The sequence below is a fragment of the Spiroplasma endosymbiont of Villa modesta genome (assembly GCF_964030925.1).
In the GTDB taxonomy this organism is placed as follows: domain Bacteria; phylum Bacillota_I; class Bacilli_A; order Mycoplasmatales; family VBWQ01; genus Spiroplasma_E.
In genome coordinates this window covers 1,362,947-1,383,784 of the sequence record NZ_OZ034992.1, presented here as the reverse complement: position 1 = coordinate 1,383,784, position 20,838 = coordinate 1,362,947, and the positions used below count along the sequence as shown (strand labels likewise).

Genomic DNA, 20,838 nt, shown 5'->3' with positions numbered 1-20,838 from the left:
AAAGTTGATAATACAACTGTTAGTCAAATTAAAAAATGTTAAAAAAGAAAAAGAGAATTAGCCAAATATGAAAATAAAATATTAAAAATAGAAAATATAAATAAAGATGTTATTTTGGAAATTTATGAAAGAATGTTTGAACAAGTAAAAGCTGAAATTAATTACTTACATAATGAACTAACTGAAGTTCAAAAAGAAATTGATATAAAAGACTGAAATATAGATAATTCTTTTCAATATAAATATGTAACACGATTATAAATAACTTATTTTAGGATTATAAAATAATTAAAATATTTTTTATTTTATAACAATAAATAAAATATTTGATTTATTAGTATTTTATTTCCAAAAATTTGAAAAACTTATCAAAAAAAATAGATTTTTCTGATAAATCAATATATAATTTATGAGATACGAAAGTAAGGAGGCAACAGACTATGGCAGTACCAGCAAGAAGAACGTCAAAAATGCGTAAAAATACACGTCGTGCCCATGATAGTTTATCTGCAACAACTACAACTAACTGTTTAAATTGTGGAGCAATTACTAAACCACATCATGCCTGTATGAAATGCAAGACATACAAAGGTGTAAGTATTACTAATCCATTACAAGCAGAAAAAACATCATCAACAGAAAAAAAATAAAATATGAATATATCTTATCTTAGATTACCTTCCTCTTATTTATTTAAAATAATATTTTAAATATTAGAGGTTTTTTACTTTACAAAATTATTTTATAATAGTTAATAATTTATTAAAATATAGATTATAATTTATTAAAATAGACACTATTTATTATTAGGAAGTGTAGAGTATGAAAAATAAGGGCTATTATGATTTATTATTAAAGATTAGTGATGATATTACCAATAATTTCCAAACATCACATATTAATGATGAAAAAGAATTAATTAAAGACATTGATCATTATTTAGTTAAACAATTAAATAATACTTTAATTGAACAATTAAAAACGATTAAATCACCAGAAGCAAAAATTGATTTTTTAAATCAAATCATAAGTAATTTTACTACTAATAAATTTAGTAATAACATTTTATTACAAGTAAATGATAGTATAATTGATAATCCTTTAACTTCTAATATTAGATTAAGTGACAATTTTCTATTTACTAATGAAAACCAACAAGTATTAATTAATCATTTAAATCAGGAAATCAGAACTTGTGATGAAGTATACTTTATTTATCCTTTTATATCAAATTCAATTATAAATAAGTTACGTTCATCATTTACTTATGCTTTAAATCATAATATTACTATTAATTTTATTACTACTACTTTTGATGATATGGCTTTATTTGTTAATTTATATGCATTAGTTAAAATAATAAAAAAGTATCCTAATATTAAAGTTAAAGTTGAAAATAATTTAGAAAAACGTAGTGAAAGAATTCATATTAAAGCTGCCATCTTTAAACGAAATTCAGGTTTTTCTTCAGCAATAATTGGTTCATCAAATTTAACGCAAAAAGGTTTAGCTAGTGGTCGTGAATGAAATATTAAAATTAATGAATTTGATAATAAGCAACTATATCAAAATATTTTAAATCAGTATTATAAATTATGAAATGATAATTTAGTTGATTTAAATAATGAACAACAACGATTACAATTACTATCGCGAATTGAATATAATCGATTGCTTGTAAATAAAAAAGATGAACAATGATTAGCAACTAATTATTTTCTTTATGATTTTCAAATTGCCTTAATTAATAAATTAAAGTTAAGAAGAAAACTTAAAAAAACAAAACATTTAATTGTCATGGCAACAGGTGTTGGTAAAACAGTAGTATCTGCTTTTGACTATTTAAATCAAATTAAAGAAAATAATAATCAAAAACCTTCAATTTTATTTTTAGCACATCAAAGAGAAATTATTGAACAAGCAATTATTACTTTTCGAAAAGTAATAAATGATAAAAAATTTGCAACTATTTTAAATAGTAAACAAAATAATTTTCAAGAACAATATTTATTTGCAACAGTACAAACTGTACATAGACATCTAAATAAGTTTAAACGTCAACAATTTGATATTATTATTTTTGATGAAGCTCATCATTTGGCTGCCAAAACTTTTCAGACAATTTTAAATTATTTTCATCCTAAACAAATTATTGGTTTAACAGCAACACCAGAACGAGAAGATAATAAAAACATTATTAATTATTTTGATAATGAGTTTGCACATGAATTACGATTGTGAGATGCAATTAATGAAAAATTTTTATCACCATTTGATTATTATTGTATTGATGACATTACTGCTGATTTAACTGGTATTGATTTAAATAATGATCAACAATTATTTAAAAAATTAAATACTGAAGCAAGAAATAAGTTATTATTAGATGTAATTAATGACTATATTGGATTTTATAGTAATCGGATTTGTTTAATTTTTTGTATTAATATTACTCATGCACAAAATGTTGCTAGATTTTTGCAAAATCAGGGCTTAAAAGCAGACTTTTTAACAAGTAAAAATCAAACTAATCGTAGTAAAATAATTAATGATTTTAAAAATAGAATTATTAATTATTTATGTGTAGTAAATATTTTTAATGAAGGAATTGATATTCCTGAAATTGATACTATTATTTTATTACGACCAACTAATTCAAAAACAGTATATTTACAGCAATTAGGAAGAGGATTGAGAAAAACAGAAACTAAACATTGTTTAGAGGTTTATGATTTAATTGCTAATATTGATAAAAAATATGACATAACGATTGGTATTAAAAATCTTTCAAATTCACATATTATCAATGTTAATAAACAATTACCTAATAGTTTTAATTTACCTTATGGATGTACTATTACTTTAGAACCAAGAAGTCAAAACGTCATTTTAACTAATTTAAAGCAATGATATCAATCGCGAAAAAAAATTTATTTGGTAATTCAATCATACTATCAACTTTATAATGATAAAGCTATTTTTAAAATATTAATTGATTATGATTTGACAATTCAAGAATTTTATAATTTTTTAAATGATTTTTATTTACGAATAGCAAAAAAAATAAAAAATTATCAAACCCATGATAATGATACTAATCGTAATCAAAATATCTTAAAACAATTCTTATTTTTAAATGATTATCAAATAGTTAATTATTTTTATTTAAGATTAAGTCAAGAATTAGATACTAAATTAATTAATTATCATTATGACAATTTATTAATAGCATCATTGTTATATGAGGTTACAAGTAATAAAGTATTTAATCGTATTTTTCCAAATTTTAATGAAATACCATGTTTAGTTACAAATTTCATTGAAAATAACAAATTAGTTGTTAATGAACTAAAAATTATTCTTAAATATAAACTAGATTATGAAACATTATTACTCAATGAACATTTTAATCAAGATTACCCTTTATTATCTTATCAATCAACATTTACTGTGCATCAGGCACTATGTGCAATTAATCGTGTTAATTTTAATAAAAAACTTGGACCTTTAAAAATTATTGCCTTTCAAGCAGGTCATTTGACATTTAATGAAAATAAATCAGTAATTTTTGCAGATATTGATGGAACAAATTATGGTAAATTAACTAGTTATAATAAATTAACAAAAGAATATTACTGATCAATACCAGAAAATAAAACGATTAATTCAAAATTAGTGAAAGATTTACAAAATAATAATATTGAAAAAATATTATTTTTAAATAATGATTGTAATAAAAAATTTAAAAATCTTGCTTTAAAGTTGTATGACTTTATTGGTATTGGTCAATATCAATTAACAATTAAAAGTGATTATATTACTATTAAATTTTTATTAGAATAAATAATATTTTATTTTTTTAATTTTATAAAAAATTTGGGAGCGTACCGATGTTGTCAATAATATTCAAATTTGTCTTAAAATTATAAAGTTAGACGAGAATAATTTTGACTTCAATATGCAATTGTATGTTAATCTTAACACTTGAAAAATATTAGTCAACAATAATACTTATTTTTATAACTCAAAAATTCTTATTAAAGTTTACTTTAATAAGTTTTATTTTATTTTTGGTTTTTTAAAATTTTAATTTTATTTTATAATAACTGTATGGCAGTATTTATTTGATAGCATTTAAAATTAACCATTTTTGTATACATATCAATGTTATAGGTTCTATCACCAATCATATGCTTTAAAATTTGTTTAATATTAGTTTCAGTAAAACAACCAATATTTTCAACTAATTCTTGATTTAATACACCATCTTTGGCATTAATAAAATAACCAACTTTTAATTTTTTATATTGTAAAGTTAATGATTGTAAAAAATCAATTAATTCATAAGACATATTCCGTAATTAAATTTAATTAATTGTCAATAAAATTGTTTTAAAACAATTTAGTGTTATTGAATATAGAAATAAATATTTTTTGAAAAAATAGTTTAAAAAATGAGTTTACATTTTAAACAAAAAATTGTTAATAATATTTTTATATTAACTCGATAAAAATTTAAATTTTAAAAAAATATTTTTAATATTTTTTTATTTTAATGGTTTTATTTTATTAAAAATTTCACAAAGTAAGTTAAATCTTAAGTACATAAGTCTAAATTTAGATTTTCTACATTTATTTACTAAAATTTTGAATCTTTTCAATCAATCAAAGACATGTTCAACTTTAATTCTAATTTTAGATACAATCTTATTGTATTTTCTTTCTTGTTTAGTTAATTTTTTATTTTTAGTTCTTTTAATTGGTATTATTGTATTTTTATAAATATTTTGTATACCTTGATATCCTAAATCACCAATAATTATTGTTTTTTCTGAAAATTCAAGATTTGAATTTTTTAATATTTGAAAATCATGCACTTTACTATTATCAGCAAAAATATCAACAATTTTTTTATTAAAAAAATCATATACAATTTGAAATTTTATAGAATACATTCAACTTTTACCAGAAAAATATTCTAACTGTAGTTTTTTTTAGTTGGTCGGTGGTTGGCCCTTAATTACTGGACCATTTTTGATATAAAATTCTAAATTTTAATTTGTAAAATTGGTGGTTTTAGAAATTTAGAATGTATTCTTTCATAATTATAAAACATAACATATTGATTTACATCATTTATAGCTTCATTGATGGATAAATATTGATTTGATCCTTTAGGTAGTCATTCTTGAGATAAATGAGAAAATCAGTTTTCAGATAATACATTACCACCAATATCATAAGGTTGTTTTTTGCTTAAAATTATTTGTTTATCCTCTGCTCATTTTGTGATATCCTGACAATAAAATTCGTTGGCGTTATCTGAATGTAAAATAACATTTTTTACTTGATTTCAAGAAAATTGTTTGTTGATTTTTTCAAGAGCAGGAAGAATTAAATCCTGATATGATTTATTAGGAGCAATATTATAACTAACAACATTATTTGAATAAAAATCAATAATTACAAAAAGATATAATCATCCTTCTTTAGTATTTATTTGTTTAGTGTCCATTGATCAAATTTGATTTGAAGAGGTTGTACTTTTATAATCTTTGTTTACTTTATCCATTGTAGGTATTCACTTATTTGGATTTTTTTTGTTTTTAGGATAGTTATTTTTAGTTTGTTTTAATCCTTGAATATTGTGTTCTTTCATAATTTTTCGCATTTGTTTTATTGATAATTCTATATTTAAAATGATATTTTTTTCTTGTTTTAATCACTCTTTAAAAGCTGAAAAAATTCTTAAATATCCATAAATTCTGCCTTTTCTTGTAGAATGAAATTCGATTAAAAGTTGGCATATTTTTTGATATTTATGATTGCATTTAATAATATGATTTTCTTCTTTTTTAATAGGTTTTTGTTTATTTTTTAAAAAGTAATATGTTGATCTGTTTAATTGAAGATATTGACATAGGTTTCTAATTGAATATTGATTTTTACAATCATCAATAATTTTAATTTTTTCTTTGATATTTAATTTGTTAATTACTAATGCTATTTGTTTAATTTTATCCATTAATAAAAATCCTTTCAGGTTAAAATTAGTGTTAATTATATAACACAATTGTTTTTAGAATACATTCAGGTTTTTTAAATTAATGGTCTAGTAAAAAGGGCTAAGTGGCGTCTTTCAATTTCAATCTCAGTTGAATCAATTAAATAAAATTGAAATTCATTTGAATTTTCTTGTTTTTTATCAATTTTTAATTTATATCTTTCTTTTAAAAATTGGTAATCTTTGTGGTTACTAAGTTTATTTTCTACTCAAGTAATATTTTGAAAACAACTTGATGGGCTCATTTTAGATTTAATACTCATTTGAAAAAAAAAAGTATAATATTCTTTTCAGTATAATAAAGTCATCATTAATCTTTCTTCTACTGAAAGTTTATTTTTTCGACCTTTATTTTTTCTAATTTTTCTATTTCAATTAATTTTTCTAACATTTCATTAAAATGAAAACGTTTTATACCAAAATATCTGTAAAATTCTTCATTTTTTAATTTTTTTAAATTTTCAAAAATCATTTTTATCAACACTTTTCTAAATTTATTGTTAATAACAAAATTATAAAATAAATTTTAAAATTATTAATTGACTTTTAAAAAATTTAATTACGGAATATGTCTATAATATTCACCTTTGGAAAATAAACTTATTGCATTTTCATAGTGTAATTTAGCAATTTTATCTTTTTTTCTTCCTGCCATTATTCCAAGAAATAAAACATGAAAAGCATGAAATTTATCTAAAATAAATTTAGCATTTAAAATTGTAGCAGTTTTTCTAATTCATTTTGCACTATCTCCACAAACTATTAAATTTGCTTGGTCAAAATTTTCGAAATATAAATTACCATATTTTTGAATAAATTTAGCTGTTTTTTCTGCACCAATTTCTGTTTTTGATACTCTTATTTTACATACAGCTCTTTTATTAATTAATTTTCCATTTTTCTTTTTACCAGTACAAAATACTAATAATCTCATAGAACATTTTTTACAATTTTTAGTATTATGCTTTTCATTAAACTTAAATTTTCTATGTCCATCATCAATATTTATATATAAAGTTTGATTTGGTTGTAGTACTATTTTAGGAATATTAGCTTTTGGTAATTCAAATTTTTGATATGTTCTACAAACTGTACTATTACTTATTAAATCTTCAATAAAAGTATCACAAACATCACGATATTTTTTATCATCAGCAAAATATTTTAAAATTTGTTTAATAACATTAGGTGCAAGTTTACTATATTTTTTAACACCAAGATAATTATCTAACAATGGGACGAATAAATATAACGGATAGATTTTCTAACTTCAAACAATAAAACTAGCAAATCTAAATATTTGTTAATTAAATTATATCATAAATTTTTAAAAGATTAAAAAATATAATTACAAAATTACATTTAAATAACACAAAAATCCTAATCTTAAAATTAGAATTTAAAAATATTAAATTGTATTACTTTAAGCACTATTAATATAATTTCTACTATTTAAATAATTGGCTCTAGCCATTAACATATTAATTAACGTTGGATAAGCATATATTTTTGCACCTTTAGTTTGAGATTTAACTAAATGTTGAATATCACTTTCAGCACTACAACCAATATTTCAATAAGCAGGTTGATTTATAATACCTTCTTTATTATTTTCAAAAATCCTTAAAGTTTCTTTATTTACTTTAGTTTCAATTAAAAATGCTATTAATTCATCATATTGACCATTACAAAAATATTTTCAAGCCTTTAAAAAGTTTTTCAAATTTTCTGGATTAACTTTATTTTTTCTTTTATCAGGTTTATATGCTGTTCATAAATAATAAAAAGCATGATATTTATCTAATACATAATAAGCACCCAAATATTTTGCTAAATTATATATTCATCCAGCACCATCACCAGAAACTACTAATTTAGCATTTTCAAATTCATAATATTTTTTTAATCCATTTCAAGTAAAATCAACTGTCGGATTTGCTTGTAAATAATCTTCTTTAGGACTATATTTATAATCACCCATAAAAGTATAAATTTTATTTGATAACTTATTTCTATTTTTACCTATTTGTTTTTTACCAGTATTGTAACTAATACTACGAATTTTTTGCATTTCTCTTTTATGATTTTTATTTCAAACCGGAACATAACAATCATCAGCATTAATATAAATAAATTCACTATTTTTAACTTTAAATTTTTGTTCTGGTAATTTTTCTTGTACTTTTGCATTTTTATGAATTTTACTAATTGTTACTTTTGAAACATAAGTGTATTTTAAAATATCTTGTATATCTTGATAATGTTTCTTTCTTCCAATATATGATATTATTTCTTCTTTTAATCAACTAATAATTTTTGCTCTTTTTTCAATATTAAACTCTTCATAAACTGGATAATAATATTCTTTCTTTAATTTATCTCAATAAACTCTTTGATTAAAAATCATTTTACCAAATTCAAAAATAATACTACGATTACATTTTTTAGCAACTTTATATCTATCTTTATCTCTATTTTGAAAAAAATATTCATCAAAAGCATGGATTTTATTAACATGATTTGTTATAATTCTATTAATTTCATATTCAAGATTATTTTTATAATTAAACATTTTTTAACACCTTTCTATTTATTTTTTTATCCTAACTATTCTAACAAATTTGTTAAAATATTGTTGAAAAATGTTTCGTTTTAAAGTATAATGATAAAGAACGATTGAAATAACTAGCAAATCTATTGCAACGTTTAAAAGATAACTTTTATTAGTTATCTTTTCTTTTTTAATAAAATAATGTACAATAAAAGAAAATGTAAATAGAAAGAAAAGGAAAATAAAAATGATTTTATTATTAACTGTTATGTTGGTTCCATTACTTGTAGTTGTAATAGTAATGATTATGCACTTATATTCTTGAGCCTTAGAATTATGTTCTAGTGGTAATATTTTTGGTGTTTTATTGTTAACTCTGATATTTAATATTATTGGAACTTTTATAGGATGTATGATTATATATAAAATACAACATCCAGAATTTAAATTTTGAAAAAGTTTTGAAAATAAAATAAAAAAAATGTTTAAAAAAAGAAATAAAAAAATAAAAATAGCAAAGTAAATGCTATTTTTTGTTATAATTATATTATAAAAATTAAAGAAATAAATATATGAACTAATTAATAAAGTTAATAAGTTATTGTGAGGAAACTTAACTTAAAGATTATATTAATTATATCATAAATTTTTGTGTTTTTAAAGCATATGAAAGGAGATTTTATGTGCAAGAAGAAAAAATAAAAATAAGAACAATTTTTAATGATGCAAAAGCATTAAGAGAAAAATTAGAAGAATATTTTAATCATTGTAAACAAACTGAAGAAGTACCAACTAAAATTGGTATGTTAGTTTATTTAGATATTACAGAAAATACTCTTTATAGTTGAAAACAAAAAAAGAGAAATACTTTTTTACAACAAATTAATTGAGCATATTTACAAATACGTCATATTAATACACAAAGATATTTAAAAGCAAATGCAAATAATACTGCATGATATTTAGAAAGAGCATTTGTGAAAGAATATCATTTATCTACAAAAATTGATATAAAAAGTAGTGATAATACAGCCCCTATAGCAATTAGTTTAGAAAATAAAGGTAAGAATAAATGTTAAGTAATTTTGGTTATTTATTAGATATTGCTAAAAGAATGTATTTAAAACAACCTTTAAATATTACTAAAATTAAACAATTAGGTAGTCGTAAATCTGGTAAAACATTTAGTGATATTGAATTTCTTGGTATTTTATTAATGTTAGAAAATATTAATATTCATGCTTATTTAATTCGTAATATGTCAAAACAATTAAATGATAGTTGACAAGAATTAAAGCAAATTATTAGAGCAACCTATCCTAGTATTAATTTTATTATTAGTGAAACTAAAAAAACTATTGAATTTAATGGTAGTAAAATAACTTGTAAATATTTACATTCACAAGATAATAGTAATGTTAAATTAACTGGATTAGCAAGTAATTATTTATATGATTATGTAATTATATGAAGTGATGAAAGATATGAAATTACTGAAAATGATTATCAAGATTTAAAAGATGCAATAAGAGGTGCAAATCAATTATTAGAAATTGAAAGTTGTAATCCTTGGTCAATTCTTAATGAATTTATTAAAAAAACTATAAATGCTTGTCCACAAAATGAAAAACAAATTATTAATGAATATGAACAATTTACTATTATTGATAATACTATTTATCATTATCAAAATTGAAAATTAAATACTCATTTAAAAGATAGTGATAAGCATCAATTATTAGAAATAGAAAAATTAGACCCAATATCTGCAAGAGTAAGAAGTCATGGATTAGTAGGTTATGAATCTGGTGGAATATATTCACATCTTATTCATAAGATATCACGTTTATTACAACCAAGTTATAGATTTAGTGCTGGATTAGATTATGGGTTTAAAGATGATGCTTTAGCATGTGTATTAATAGGTTTTGATTATAATTTTAAATTTGTTAATGTTATTGATTGTTTAAAAATAGAAAATAAATTAATACGTTATGATAATAAGCAATTAGCAAGATTAGTAGTAGAATTTTATATTAAATTAGCAAAAGAAAATAATTTGTTATATGAATATGGTTTAACTGTATATTGTGATTTTAGTAATTATACATTTATTGAAATGTTAAATGATACAGCAATTAAATATCAAGTTAATTCATGGCTATATTTTAAAGATTGTGTGAAATTAAGACTTGAGTTTAGAATAGGTAAGAATGTTGCTTTAATGGCATCAGAACGCTTAAATATTAGTATGAATGCACAATCATTATTAGATGAATTTAGATTGGCTGTATGAGACCCTAAAAGTATTAAACAAATACCATTAGCGGGTAATGACCATTTACGTGATGCATTTGATTATGCTATAGAACCATATATTAGAAATTTAAGTGCAAATATAAATCCTTATTTTGAAAGGAAGTAACATATGAATAATCATAATACTGAAATATTAACTCCTAAATCACCCATGAATAATCATAATACTGAAATATTAACTCCTAATTGATGTATGATAAATCTTCAAGAAATTATAGCAAATCATGCTTCTAAATTACTTTGGGGTAATGGTTATACTTTAACAAGTGAAGATGATGATTATAAAAGAGCAATTGAAAAATTAAAAGAATGAAATAATTTTGATTCATTATTTTATCAAGATTGTCATATTAAATCTGGTTATGGTTATAGTATTGTTCAAATTGATAGAAGTAAAACTGGTAGAATTTCATTAAATTTTGCTCAACCATATGCTCAATCAAGAGTAGCAAGAGTATTAGAAACTGAATATAGTGCATCAACATGGTCAAGGTTACAATATGATGACCAAAGTATTTATGTTAAAACAACATATACTCAAAATCAAATAATTAGATATTTTACTAGTGATTTTATTACATTAGATGGTTTACAAGAAAAAATAAGTGATGATTTAAAATTACCATTAATAGAAAATCATAATTTAGGTATTATTCCAGTTAAATTTATGCAAAATTTGCCTAAAAAGAATTTCTTTGGTGGAGTTATTGGTGATTATTATCCAGATATGACACCAATTAAAAAATTACAAGAATTATTAAATAAAACATTTGAATCAATTAACCATGAACTTGAATGTAATGTTACTCGTGTATTTTTAGATATTACTGAACAAGAAATAAATCAATCTAAAACTGCTTTTGATTTAAAAAAATTAATAGGTAAATTTATTTTACAAGCAAATTTAAGAAGTTTAGGAAGTACTAGTGGAACACCACCAATTGCAATATTACAAGGTAATCCAATATTAGATAAATATGCAGATTTTATACAATTTATTATTGATAAAGCATTTGAGGGTAGTGGATATAGTCCAGTAAATGATACTACAAGTCAAAAAACAGAAGCAGAAGTATTAATTACTAATTCAAGAGATATGGAAACTACAAGAATTAAAAGAACTTTAAATCAAAGTGATTGAAATGAAATATTTCAAAGATGTTTTATATTAATGGGATTAGATGGTGATAAATCTAAATGAACATTTGAAATTAAAGAAAATACTATTATAGATAGATTAAAATCATTAGAAATTAATGAGAGAAAATTAGCATTAGATTTAACTAACAGAAAACGTATTCTTGTGCAAGAAGAAGGTGTTAGTGAAGAAGAAGCAATGAACATTCTTGAAGAAAATAGAAGAATGAGAAAAGAAGAAATTGATTTTGATAATAAGTTAGTAAAAGATATTGATGGAGAAACTAAAAATGATACCGAAAATAAATCATCAATTAATTAAAACAGTTTGAAAATCAACTGGTGAAATTGAAAAAGATTTTACACAAAATAAAGATTTACAATTTCGTGTATGTCCTTTTACTATTATTTTAGGTGCTATAAATTCAACAGAAACGGGATATAAACCACCAACTTCAATACCTAATGATTATACTAGTTTTAGTAAAATCTTTACTGGTAGAGAAGCAATACAAGCAGTTTGAGACCATTCTTATTATCCTATTCAAAATAAAGATAATCCAGATGAAGCATATAAACAATTACAAGTTGGTGATGTATTTTATGGAAATATTTTAAGTGACCAATTAGGTATTACTTATTCAGCAACTCCAGCAAATAATGCTTTTATTCAAGAACAAGCAATTAAAAATGTAGTTATTAATATTCCAAATGAAAAAAAGAATTTTAATTTTATTAATAATATTGTTTCAAATTTATATAAGTTATATATGATTCCAGAAATTAATAAAGTTATAAATACTGATAAATCTATTAAAGTTGATAGACAATGATATATTCTTGAAGTTGCAAGTAAAACTTATAATAATGAAAATAAAGAACTTGCTTATATTCAATGTACTTTTAGTTCATTAAATGATAAATTAGCCCATAGTGGATTAGCAATTAATCAATATGTACAATTAGGTGCACCTGCTGACCCAGTAGCATTACCAGCATTAGATGAAAATAATAATATTGTTTTAGATGATAATTATTTAACTCCATTACCAGTTACTCATTGTCAAGTATCTTTTTATGGTTCAGTAAAACCTATTTCAATAGCATTATGAGGTAGAGATATTGATAATAATTCTATTAATACTAAACATCATAAATATAGACAATATCCAAGTAAATTATTATTTCCATGACAATATCAATGTTCAACTTATGACCCAATAAGTTTTCAAGCATTACCAGAAACTAATTATGTATTAACTGTTCAAGGGCAGAGTGTTATGGATAGTTATTCAGATTGACAAAAAGTAATTGCACCAAATTATGATGATGGTGCAACTAAACATTATGAAGGTCATTTAAGAACTAATGTTGAAAAAACTAAAAATACTAATAAAGTGGATGCTTCTGAAAGATTAGTAAATTATTGAGATAATAATTTTTTAAATGGTGCTGAAATAGAAGATTATAATTATGCAACTGCTGGTAATCCATATTTTCAATATTATAATAAAAATAATAAAAAATTTATTGGTAATACTCATTATAATATGAATAATAATAAATTTAAGCAATTAAATACTATTAATGCTTTACATTATTTTATTTATAATCCTATTAGTGAAATACCTTTAACAGTTAGAGAAACTATTAAAATTAATCTTAATACTATACCTATATTTGGGTCATTTATGAATGCTTTTGTTGGTGGTTTAGATATTGGTGCTAAATTATCAAGTAATTTATTAATACCACAATTTCCGTATATAAATGGCTTAATATCTGCTGAATTATATAATTTTTATACAACATTATTATATAGTTCACAAAGTACTAATCCAGCATTAATTCCATTAGATGTATTTAGAAATGAAACACCAGATACTATTCAATCAGTATTAGGTACAGCAAGTCATATGACATCATTTACATTTAATTTAACTGATAGAATTAATTTACAAAATTTTAATATTAATGATGGAAGTATTTCTTCACAAGGAATTTATGATAGTGTAAATTTAGGTCAATTAAATGGTAGTGGTGGTAAAGATACAGTTTCATTATTAGCAAAAGAAAATAGTTTAATTCCATTATTAAATTCTCCAAATTTTAATAATACAAATATTGTTAAATGAGCAATTGATATGATTGATATTAAAGTTGTTGGTAAAAGTAATTTTAAAATAACATTTTATTCAATGCCAGATAATAGAAATGGTGCTGTTAATGATAATTTTAGTATTTGAAGTGGTACTTATCAAACAGTTGGTAAAGCAAGTAATAATAGTAGATTAATTCAAAATACATTTATTTTAGCAAATAATACTTTTAAATTTGACCAACCATTTAATTATCCACAAGCAATACAACCACCACCATTAATAGAAAGAGCACACCCTATATTTATTGATTTAAGTAATCAAAGTCAATATGGTATTAATAATAGTATTAAAGGTACTCTTTTTAATTCAAGTGGCTATCAAATGAGGCCAAATGTTAATGAAAATTTAAATGGATATTCCAAAGAGATAATATTTTCATTTAAAGATTATGGCTATGATAATTTTGATAAATTTAAAGAAGATTATGAAAGTATGACATTTAATTTTAATTTTAATATGAAAGCTCATCTAGATTATAGCATTGGTCCTACTGGTAGTTTTGATAATTCCAAAAATTGACTCAATCCTATAAAAATTAATTTATCTGATGTAAAGACTATTTTTAATAATAGTAATTCATTATTTTTAGTTAATGATATTAGTTATGAATATTGAAATTCTCATAATGATAATTATAATAATTGAATTTTTAACGTTGGTAATGAAGCACCTCCTATTCAAAAAGCAACTTTAAACTCAGCAAAAAATATTAATAATACTTACGTTAATGACTTATTATGAACAAATGATACTCCAAGTAGTGGTAAAGCAATTTGAAGTTCAATTTGATTTAAAATCGTGGCATATATTGATAATAACTCGATTATATTAAGATATCAATTTATAGTTACTTTTCCATCACTTATAGATGATGCACCTTATAGATATATTAATGCTAATGCTAATTGAAATCTTCAAACTACGTCATTGGTAATTAATCCCAAAAGTTCAACTTAGAAAGGTGGTGGTAATTATGTTAAATGAAAATGAAATGAAAGAAGGTAATACTATGGAAGAAAAAGAAAAAGATGAAGAACAAGAAACTGAATCAAATTCAACAGAAACTGAATCAAAACCCGAAGAAAATGAATCAAAACAAGTAGAAACTGAATCAAAAGAACCAGAAACTGAAGAATCTAAAGAACCAACTTTAGAAGATAAATATAAAGAATTAGAAGAAAAATATAATGCTTTATATAAAGAAAAAACTGATAAAGATAGAGAAATTAGACATTCAGAAAGTTATAAAAAATATGATTTATCACAAGAAAATATTAATTTATTAAAAAGATATCTTGGAGATAAAGATGATATTGAAGAAGAATTATCATTATTAAATAAAGATTTTCCACATTTATTTAATAAAAATAAAGATACAAATATTAGTAATTCTTTAGATGTAAAAGATAAATTTAAAGAAGGTAAAAAAGAAGATGTAGATAGTAATACATTCGGAATGGTAGGTTAAATATGACTATTAAAGAATTTAATAAAAAATATGAAAATATTCAAAGTGATTATCCTGATATTTTTAATATTACTAGAAGTACTCGTATAGAAATAATAAATACTTTAGAAAGTATTAAAGGATATGAAAAAAGTATCAATTGTTTAGAAAAAATACTTAATTTTGAAAAACAAGTATTAAATGATTTAAAACAAATTAAAGGAGAATAAATATGGCAATTATTACAACACAATCAACAACAATTAATGACCCTAGTACACCTAGTGGTAAAGCAGATTTATCAGTTAAATATCTTAAAAATTTAAAAGTTTTATTATCAAAAAGAGTAGCATTAATTAATGCAACAGTAGAGAATAGAGAACAATTAGATGCTGGTACTGCTATTTATGATGTTACAAAACGTAATATTACACAAGATTATAAACGTGGTGCTGGTGAAAATGATGTAACAGCAATTAGAACAGAACAAATTCTTTTAAATAAATCAAAAGAAATTAATTATGAAATTGAAACATTAGATTTAAAAAGATTAGGTGCTAAATTTGAAGATGGTGGAATTACTATGGGTGATAGTTATGTTTCTGGTTGAATTGATGCAAAAGCAAAATCAGTAGAAGTATATTTAGTTGCTAAATTACTTCAATTAGCAGTTAAAACAGCAAACGAAAATGGCATTATTAATATTACATTACCAACTAATCCTAAAACAGATGATTATAGAGCATTATTATGATTAAAAATCTCAACTACATTAGCAACTTTAAAAGCAAGAATTACTGATGAATATATTGGTACAAATGAAGAAGATTATACATTATGAGTATCTAGTTTTTTTAAACCGTTAGTTTTATTAGCAAATGCTAATTTAGGTAGTGAAAGTTCTAGTGAAGCATTAGCTAGTGGTAAAGTATTAGAAATTGGTGGTATTAAAATTATAGAATGTCCATGATTAGGAAGAAATTATCCAGCTGGAGTTATTGATAAACAAGAAGGATTTGACTTTAGGGGTTGTGATGCTGTATTAGTGCATAAAGAAGCATTGGCATTTCCGTTTAATCGTGGTCTTGATAATACATTTATTTTACAAACTAATGGTAATATTAAAAACTTTCATAAGTTTTTAGTAAGTGATGGTAAAGCATTAAGACCAGATTTAGTTAAAGGATTTACAGTTACTTCAAGTATAGATATTGCAACAGCAATTGAATTTACTAATTTAGGTGCTATTACTATGGCTGGTGCAACACCAACTGCAGATGAAGTAGAAAAAGCAGTTATTGCTAAAAATCCTAATTATCGAAAAGGTAATGCTAATTTTTCAGATTTAACAGCAACAAGTGCTAATGTTGAAGGTAAAAATTTATATGATGGTTCTTTACAAGTAACTTTTACAAAGAAGTAATTTAAATGCCTATTATTTTACTTTTAAGAATAATATTAGAAACTGCTGTTAGTGATATTCAAACTGCTGAATTAATAGAAAAATTTAAAAAAAATAATTCATTATTTAATAGTTTTTTAAAAAATCCAGCAGGAATATTAAAAAATCAATTAATGTCAAAAATTTTAGGACAAGGTAAATCACAAAAAGAATTATCAGAATTTCAACAAGTTTTACAAAAATTAACAAATTTACCAGTAATTCATAAAAAAATAATGACACATATTACTAATAATAATATTGCTAAATTACAACATATTCAAAAACAATATTTAAATGGTAAATCATTAATGGATAAAGGTAAAGAAATAATAATGAATTCTTTAACACAAGAAGATTATGATTCTATGATTGGAGTTTATGTTAATCTTTCAAGTTCTGCTCTTGCTGGTGGTATATGAACTCCAGTAATACAACAACAGTCCAGTACTTATGGTATTGCGACATTAACATATCGTACTAATTTAAGTAAATCATATGATTATTTTATGATATCAAAAGAAATGTGAATTGATATGTGTAAAGCAACTGGTGCTTATGGTACTGGGGCTAATTCAATACTTATAAGGCAATATTATCATGGTGGATTAGATAAAGAAGATAAAGAATATTTAGCACGTAGAAATTCTAAAAATATAGGTAAAAAAGTAATTCAACAAAAGAAATATAAATCAGTTATTGGTGTAGTTAATAAATCACAAGCAGTACATGGATATGAAAGGTTTAAAAATTATGGAAAACAAAAATAATATTGATTGAAATGTAAATTTAAATTATATTACAAAAGATGATTTAAAAACTATATATGGTTTTATACCAGATGCTGACCAAACTACTACTGATAATACTAAAACTGATTTTACTATTATGGCAATTGCTATATCAAGTGAACGTATTAATACTATTACTGGTAATTTAATTGAACAAACTGGATTTAATAATTTAAATGAAACTCAAAAACAATTAACTAAAAGAGCAACAGCAAGAATGACTATTTATTATTTAACAGTTGGAATGGCATTTATAAGAAGTTCAGTATCTATTAGTGGTAATGGTTTATCAAGTAGTATTAGTCCCCCAAGTGAACCAGATTATGTATTAATGGAAGTATATAATTTATTACAACAAGCAAATTTACATACTCCAAGAAAAGCAATTAATAATCCTATTTCATGTAATACAGATAATTTTAATACTCCTAGTATTTTTGATGAAAGTGATACTAAACTAATTACTTGAGATTCTGGTAATAAAACATTTTTACAAAAAATGAGTTTAATTGAAGGTACTGGTATAAAAATAGATAATGTTAGTGATACTATACCTAAATTAAAAATTCATGTTGATAGTAATATTGATTCATTATGAGAAGTTGATAAAGATAATATTAATTTTGTTAAATTAAAAGATGATAAAGGTATTATTGCTAATAATAAAAGAATTATTGATGTTGGAACACCTACTTTTGAAACTGATGCAACTAACAAAGAATATGTTGATAATAAAATACCAGATTTAACTAATTATTATAAAAAATCTGTTTTTATGAAAGGATATTTTACATATAAAGATGATAGAGACCAATTATGAATAAATGATAGTTCAAATAGTTCTCTTGCTATCTCATTATTGCTTAATAATACTTATGGAAGATTAGAAACTACTAATAAAACTATTGTTGGTGCTATTAATGAAAATAAAACTAATATTGATAAAAAACAAGATAAAGAAAATTGAAAAGTAATAGGTAAAAGTATAAATAATCGTAAATATGGTGATTTTAATCTTGCTTTTAATACTCTTTATAGAGTAATTATTACATGGGAATCTCCACCATTTCATCAAGTAAATACAAGAATAACAGTAGAATTTAAAACAGGTAATTATTTAGGTGGAAATCATGGAATTAAAATATTTCTTACAAAAGGTTTAATTAATAATGAAGAAGGTATTTTATATTTACAATTATTAGATATTAATAAATGACAATTAATTTTAGAAGGTGGAAATGAAAAATATGCAAATATTTTTTCATTAGAAGAATTACAAAATACAGTTAAAGTTGATGTTACACCAAAATTAAAAATTAATTCAAGAAGTTTAGAAACTAATGAAATAGAAGAAAATTATTGAGATATTGAATTACCAAATACTCCAACACCAAGTCCAAGTATTCCACAATGAAAAGAAGTAGGAACAAAAAAAGATAATAAAACTATTCAATTTAATTTTATTAAAAATAAAATATATCGTATTTATTACAATTATTGTGCTACTAATGATAAAACAGAATATTCATGAATATATAAAGAATTTATATATAGTGGAAATAATAATACAGAATATTTAGATAGTTTTATATATACAGATGGTTCATATACGTGATTACAAGTAAATCAAAATAGTATATTCATGACTACTGTTCCATATCCTTTTACATTTGGACAACTTTTAAAATTAGAAGAATTACAGGAATAATATTATGTTTTTTAAAATTATAAAGATTATTTTAGGTTTAATTGGAGTTTTATTATCTTCTGCAACTGCTGGTTTAATTATATTTATTATTGTAAAAATTGTATTAAAAATTAATCAAATATTTTAGAAAGGTGGTGATTTAATATGGATACTACAACAATTATTATAGTTGCTAATTTATGTATTAATGGGGGTTATGTTTTAATTAAATTAGGAAAAGCATTTATTGCTTTTGGTAAATCTTTAACAGACCCTAATAAAAAAGCACTTAAAAAACAAAATAAAATTAATAAATTACAAACTAAATTAAATTCTATTAATAAACAACCAGAAGTAAAAAGTATTTATTAATAATAAAAAAATGCCTTTAATAGGCATTTTTACTTATTTATAAACTCATGTGATTATAATCTCAATTTAATGAAGCATTATCTAAAATTACATCACTCATATTAGTTCCATATTGACTACTTGTTTCACTATTAATAGTAAATCTATTATCATTAATTAATCTTGCAGTTTCATTTGTAAATGAAGTTTCTTGCATTTCTCTACTATGATTTGTTTCTATTGGAAGTAAATTATGGATTATTTCACTTGCACCAGCAATTATGGTAGGTACTGCATAAGCATTATTAAAATCATTATTTATCCCCATAGCAACACCACTACTAATCAAACAACCACCAGTTGCCATATTACATATTTTTCTTATTGCTTCAAATTTATTAGGTATTAATTCTAGAATTCCATTAATAAGATTTGATATACCATAAGCATTTAATGAAATATAAGTATCTCAATCCATTTGTCCCATAAATTCACTATTTTGTCCCATAAAAATTATGTTTTGTCTCAAATCTGGTGGAAATGGGTCAATAGTAGTAGTAGTTATTGGACTTTCAGTTGGATTAGGGTTAATTGAAGAATTAGTAAATTTAGCATAATTTGCTAAGCCAATTGTTCCTAATCCTAATGCTATTTTTTTAGAACTATTTAATAATTTAGTTTTTGAACTTGGCATTTGATTTAAATTTCATATATCAATTCCTAATTTTTTTGAAAATAATAAAGCATTTATACTACCTAGAATAGGATTTCCTATTAATTGCCCATAATAAGCACTGGTACCTATCATTGCTGATAATGGTGATATTCCAGTTCTTATTAATTTTAATAAAGTATAATTTGAGTTTTGGTTTTCTGTATTTGGCATTT

General features: G+C 22.3%; 23 protein-coding genes. 15 read left to right on the top strand and 8 right to left on the bottom strand.

What is annotated here, in order from left to right; all coding sequences use genetic code 4:
- Positions 1–114 precede the first annotated feature (114 nt).
- From AAHM89_RS08880 to AAHM89_RS08870, 3 genes are all read left to right on the top strand, one after another.
- Positions 115–261, top strand: coding sequence for a hypothetical protein (locus AAHM89_RS08880; RefSeq protein WP_338959612.1), 147 nt, complete (start codon positions 115–117; stop codon positions 259–261).
- 179 nt (positions 262–440) lie between these two features.
- Positions 441–650, top strand: a complete 210-nt coding sequence (gene rpmF, locus AAHM89_RS08875) for a 50S ribosomal protein L32 (protein ID WP_281747878.1) — start codon at positions 441–443, stop codon at positions 648–650.
- A 172-nt stretch (positions 651–822) separates the two neighbouring features.
- Positions 823–3,843 carry a DEAD/DEAH box helicase family protein gene (locus AAHM89_RS08870; RefSeq protein ID WP_342266101.1) on the top strand — a complete coding sequence of 1,007 codons (3,021 nt, stop codon included), beginning with the start codon at positions 823–825 and terminating at the stop codon, positions 3,841–3,843.
- Between the two features lie 254 nt (positions 3,844–4,097).
- Here the strand turns inward: AAHM89_RS08870 and AAHM89_RS08865 are convergent, their stop codons facing one another.
- The 7 genes from AAHM89_RS08865 to AAHM89_RS08835 form a co-directional block, all read right to left on the bottom strand.
- Positions 4,098–4,352: a hypothetical protein gene (locus AAHM89_RS08865; RefSeq protein ID WP_342266100.1), complete on the bottom strand. Its 255-nt coding sequence runs from the start codon at positions 4,350–4,352 to the stop codon at positions 4,098–4,100.
- A gap of 195 nt (positions 4,353–4,547) precedes the next feature.
- Positions 4,548–4,955, bottom strand: coding sequence for a transposase family protein (locus tag AAHM89_RS08860; RefSeq protein ID WP_342266099.1), 408 nt, complete (start codon positions 4,953–4,955; stop codon positions 4,548–4,550).
- Positions 4,956–5,047: 92 nt separating this feature from the next.
- The gene (locus AAHM89_RS08855; protein ID WP_342265776.1) at positions 5,048–6,025 is read right to left on the bottom strand and encodes an IS3 family transposase; all 978 of its coding nucleotides are present in this window, start codon (positions 6,023–6,025) and stop codon (positions 5,048–5,050) included.
- A gap of 74 nt (positions 6,026–6,099) precedes the next feature.
- A complete protein-coding gene (locus AAHM89_RS08850; protein WP_342266098.1) occupies positions 6,100–6,375 on the bottom strand; it encodes a hypothetical protein in 276 nt (91 codons plus the stop codon).
- Positions 6,376–6,386: 11 nt separating this feature from the next.
- The gene (locus AAHM89_RS08845; RefSeq protein WP_339047194.1) at positions 6,387–6,536 is read right to left on the bottom strand and encodes a hypothetical protein; all 150 of its coding nucleotides are present in this window, start codon (positions 6,534–6,536) and stop codon (positions 6,387–6,389) included.
- An 87-nt stretch (positions 6,537–6,623) separates the two neighbouring features.
- Positions 6,624–7,298 (bottom strand): Mbov_0401 family ICE element transposase-like protein, encoded by a 675-nt coding sequence (locus AAHM89_RS08840; protein ID WP_342266097.1) that lies wholly within the window; start codon positions 7,296–7,298, stop codon positions 6,624–6,626.
- A 189-nt stretch (positions 7,299–7,487) separates the two neighbouring features.
- Positions 7,488–8,636 (bottom strand): Mbov_0401 family ICE element transposase-like protein, encoded by a 1,149-nt coding sequence (locus AAHM89_RS08835; RefSeq protein ID WP_342266096.1) that lies wholly within the window; start codon positions 8,634–8,636, stop codon positions 7,488–7,490.
- A 226-nt stretch (positions 8,637–8,862) separates the two neighbouring features.
- Between AAHM89_RS08835 and AAHM89_RS08830 the strand changes: the two genes are divergently transcribed.
- The 12 genes from AAHM89_RS08830 (at position 8,863) to AAHM89_RS08775 (ending at position 19,971) form a co-directional block, all read left to right on the top strand.
- Complete coding sequence (locus AAHM89_RS08830; RefSeq protein ID WP_342266095.1) at positions 8,863–9,138, top strand: hypothetical protein; 276 nt, start codon at positions 8,863–8,865, stop codon at positions 9,136–9,138.
- 160 nt (positions 9,139–9,298) lie between these two features.
- On the top strand, positions 9,299–9,694 hold the full coding sequence (locus AAHM89_RS08825; RefSeq protein ID WP_174480004.1) for a terminase small subunit: 396 nt from the start codon (positions 9,299–9,301) through the stop codon (positions 9,692–9,694).
- Positions 9,688–11,040 carry a phage terminase large subunit gene (locus tag AAHM89_RS08820; protein ID WP_342266094.1) on the top strand — a complete coding sequence of 451 codons (1,353 nt, stop codon included), beginning with the start codon at positions 9,688–9,690 and terminating at the stop codon, positions 11,038–11,040. The genes AAHM89_RS08825 and AAHM89_RS08820 overlap by 7 nt, the downstream gene beginning before the upstream one ends.
- A 3-nt stretch (positions 11,041–11,043) precedes the next feature.
- Complete coding sequence (locus AAHM89_RS08815; RefSeq protein WP_342265903.1) at positions 11,044–12,393, top strand: phage portal protein; 1,350 nt, start codon at positions 11,044–11,046, stop codon at positions 12,391–12,393.
- A complete protein-coding gene (locus tag AAHM89_RS08810; protein ID WP_342266093.1) occupies positions 12,362–15,190 on the top strand; it encodes a hypothetical protein in 2,829 nt (942 codons plus the stop codon). Before AAHM89_RS08815 ends, AAHM89_RS08810 begins: the two co-directional genes overlap by 32 nt.
- 16 nt (positions 15,191–15,206) lie before the next feature.
- Positions 15,207–15,701 carry a hypothetical protein gene (locus AAHM89_RS08805; protein WP_342266092.1) on the top strand — a complete coding sequence of 165 codons (495 nt, stop codon included), beginning with the start codon at positions 15,207–15,209 and terminating at the stop codon, positions 15,699–15,701.
- 2 nt (positions 15,702–15,703) lie between these two features.
- The gene (locus AAHM89_RS08800; RefSeq protein WP_342265899.1) at positions 15,704–15,910 is read left to right on the top strand and encodes a hypothetical protein; all 207 of its coding nucleotides are present in this window, start codon (positions 15,704–15,706) and stop codon (positions 15,908–15,910) included.
- 2 nt (positions 15,911–15,912) lie between these two features.
- On the top strand, positions 15,913–17,103 hold the full coding sequence (locus tag AAHM89_RS08795; protein ID WP_342265898.1) for a hypothetical protein: 1,191 nt from the start codon (positions 15,913–15,915) through the stop codon (positions 17,101–17,103).
- A 5-nt stretch (positions 17,104–17,108) separates the two neighbouring features.
- A complete protein-coding gene (locus AAHM89_RS08790) occupies positions 17,109–17,891 on the top strand; it encodes a hypothetical protein (RefSeq protein ID WP_342265897.1) in 783 nt (260 codons plus the stop codon).
- Entirely contained in the window at positions 17,875–19,620 is a 1,746-nt protein-coding gene (locus AAHM89_RS08785; protein WP_342266091.1) for a hypothetical protein, read from the top strand. The genes AAHM89_RS08790 and AAHM89_RS08785 overlap by 17 nt, the downstream gene beginning before the upstream one ends.
- Positions 19,621–19,624: 4 nt before the next feature.
- Entirely contained in the window at positions 19,625–19,747 is a 123-nt protein-coding gene (locus AAHM89_RS08780; protein ID WP_338973392.1) for a hypothetical protein, read from the top strand.
- 17 nt (positions 19,748–19,764) lie between these two features.
- A complete protein-coding gene (locus tag AAHM89_RS08775; protein ID WP_342265895.1) occupies positions 19,765–19,971 on the top strand; it encodes a hypothetical protein in 207 nt (68 codons plus the stop codon).
- 37 nt (positions 19,972–20,008) lie between these two features.
- On the opposite strand, the gene AAHM89_RS08770 is transcribed toward AAHM89_RS08775, so the two are convergent.
- The gene (locus tag AAHM89_RS08770; protein ID WP_342266090.1) at positions 20,009–20,836 is read right to left on the bottom strand and encodes a hypothetical protein; all 828 of its coding nucleotides are present in this window, start codon (positions 20,834–20,836) and stop codon (positions 20,009–20,011) included.
- Positions 20,837–20,838 lie beyond the last annotated feature (2 nt).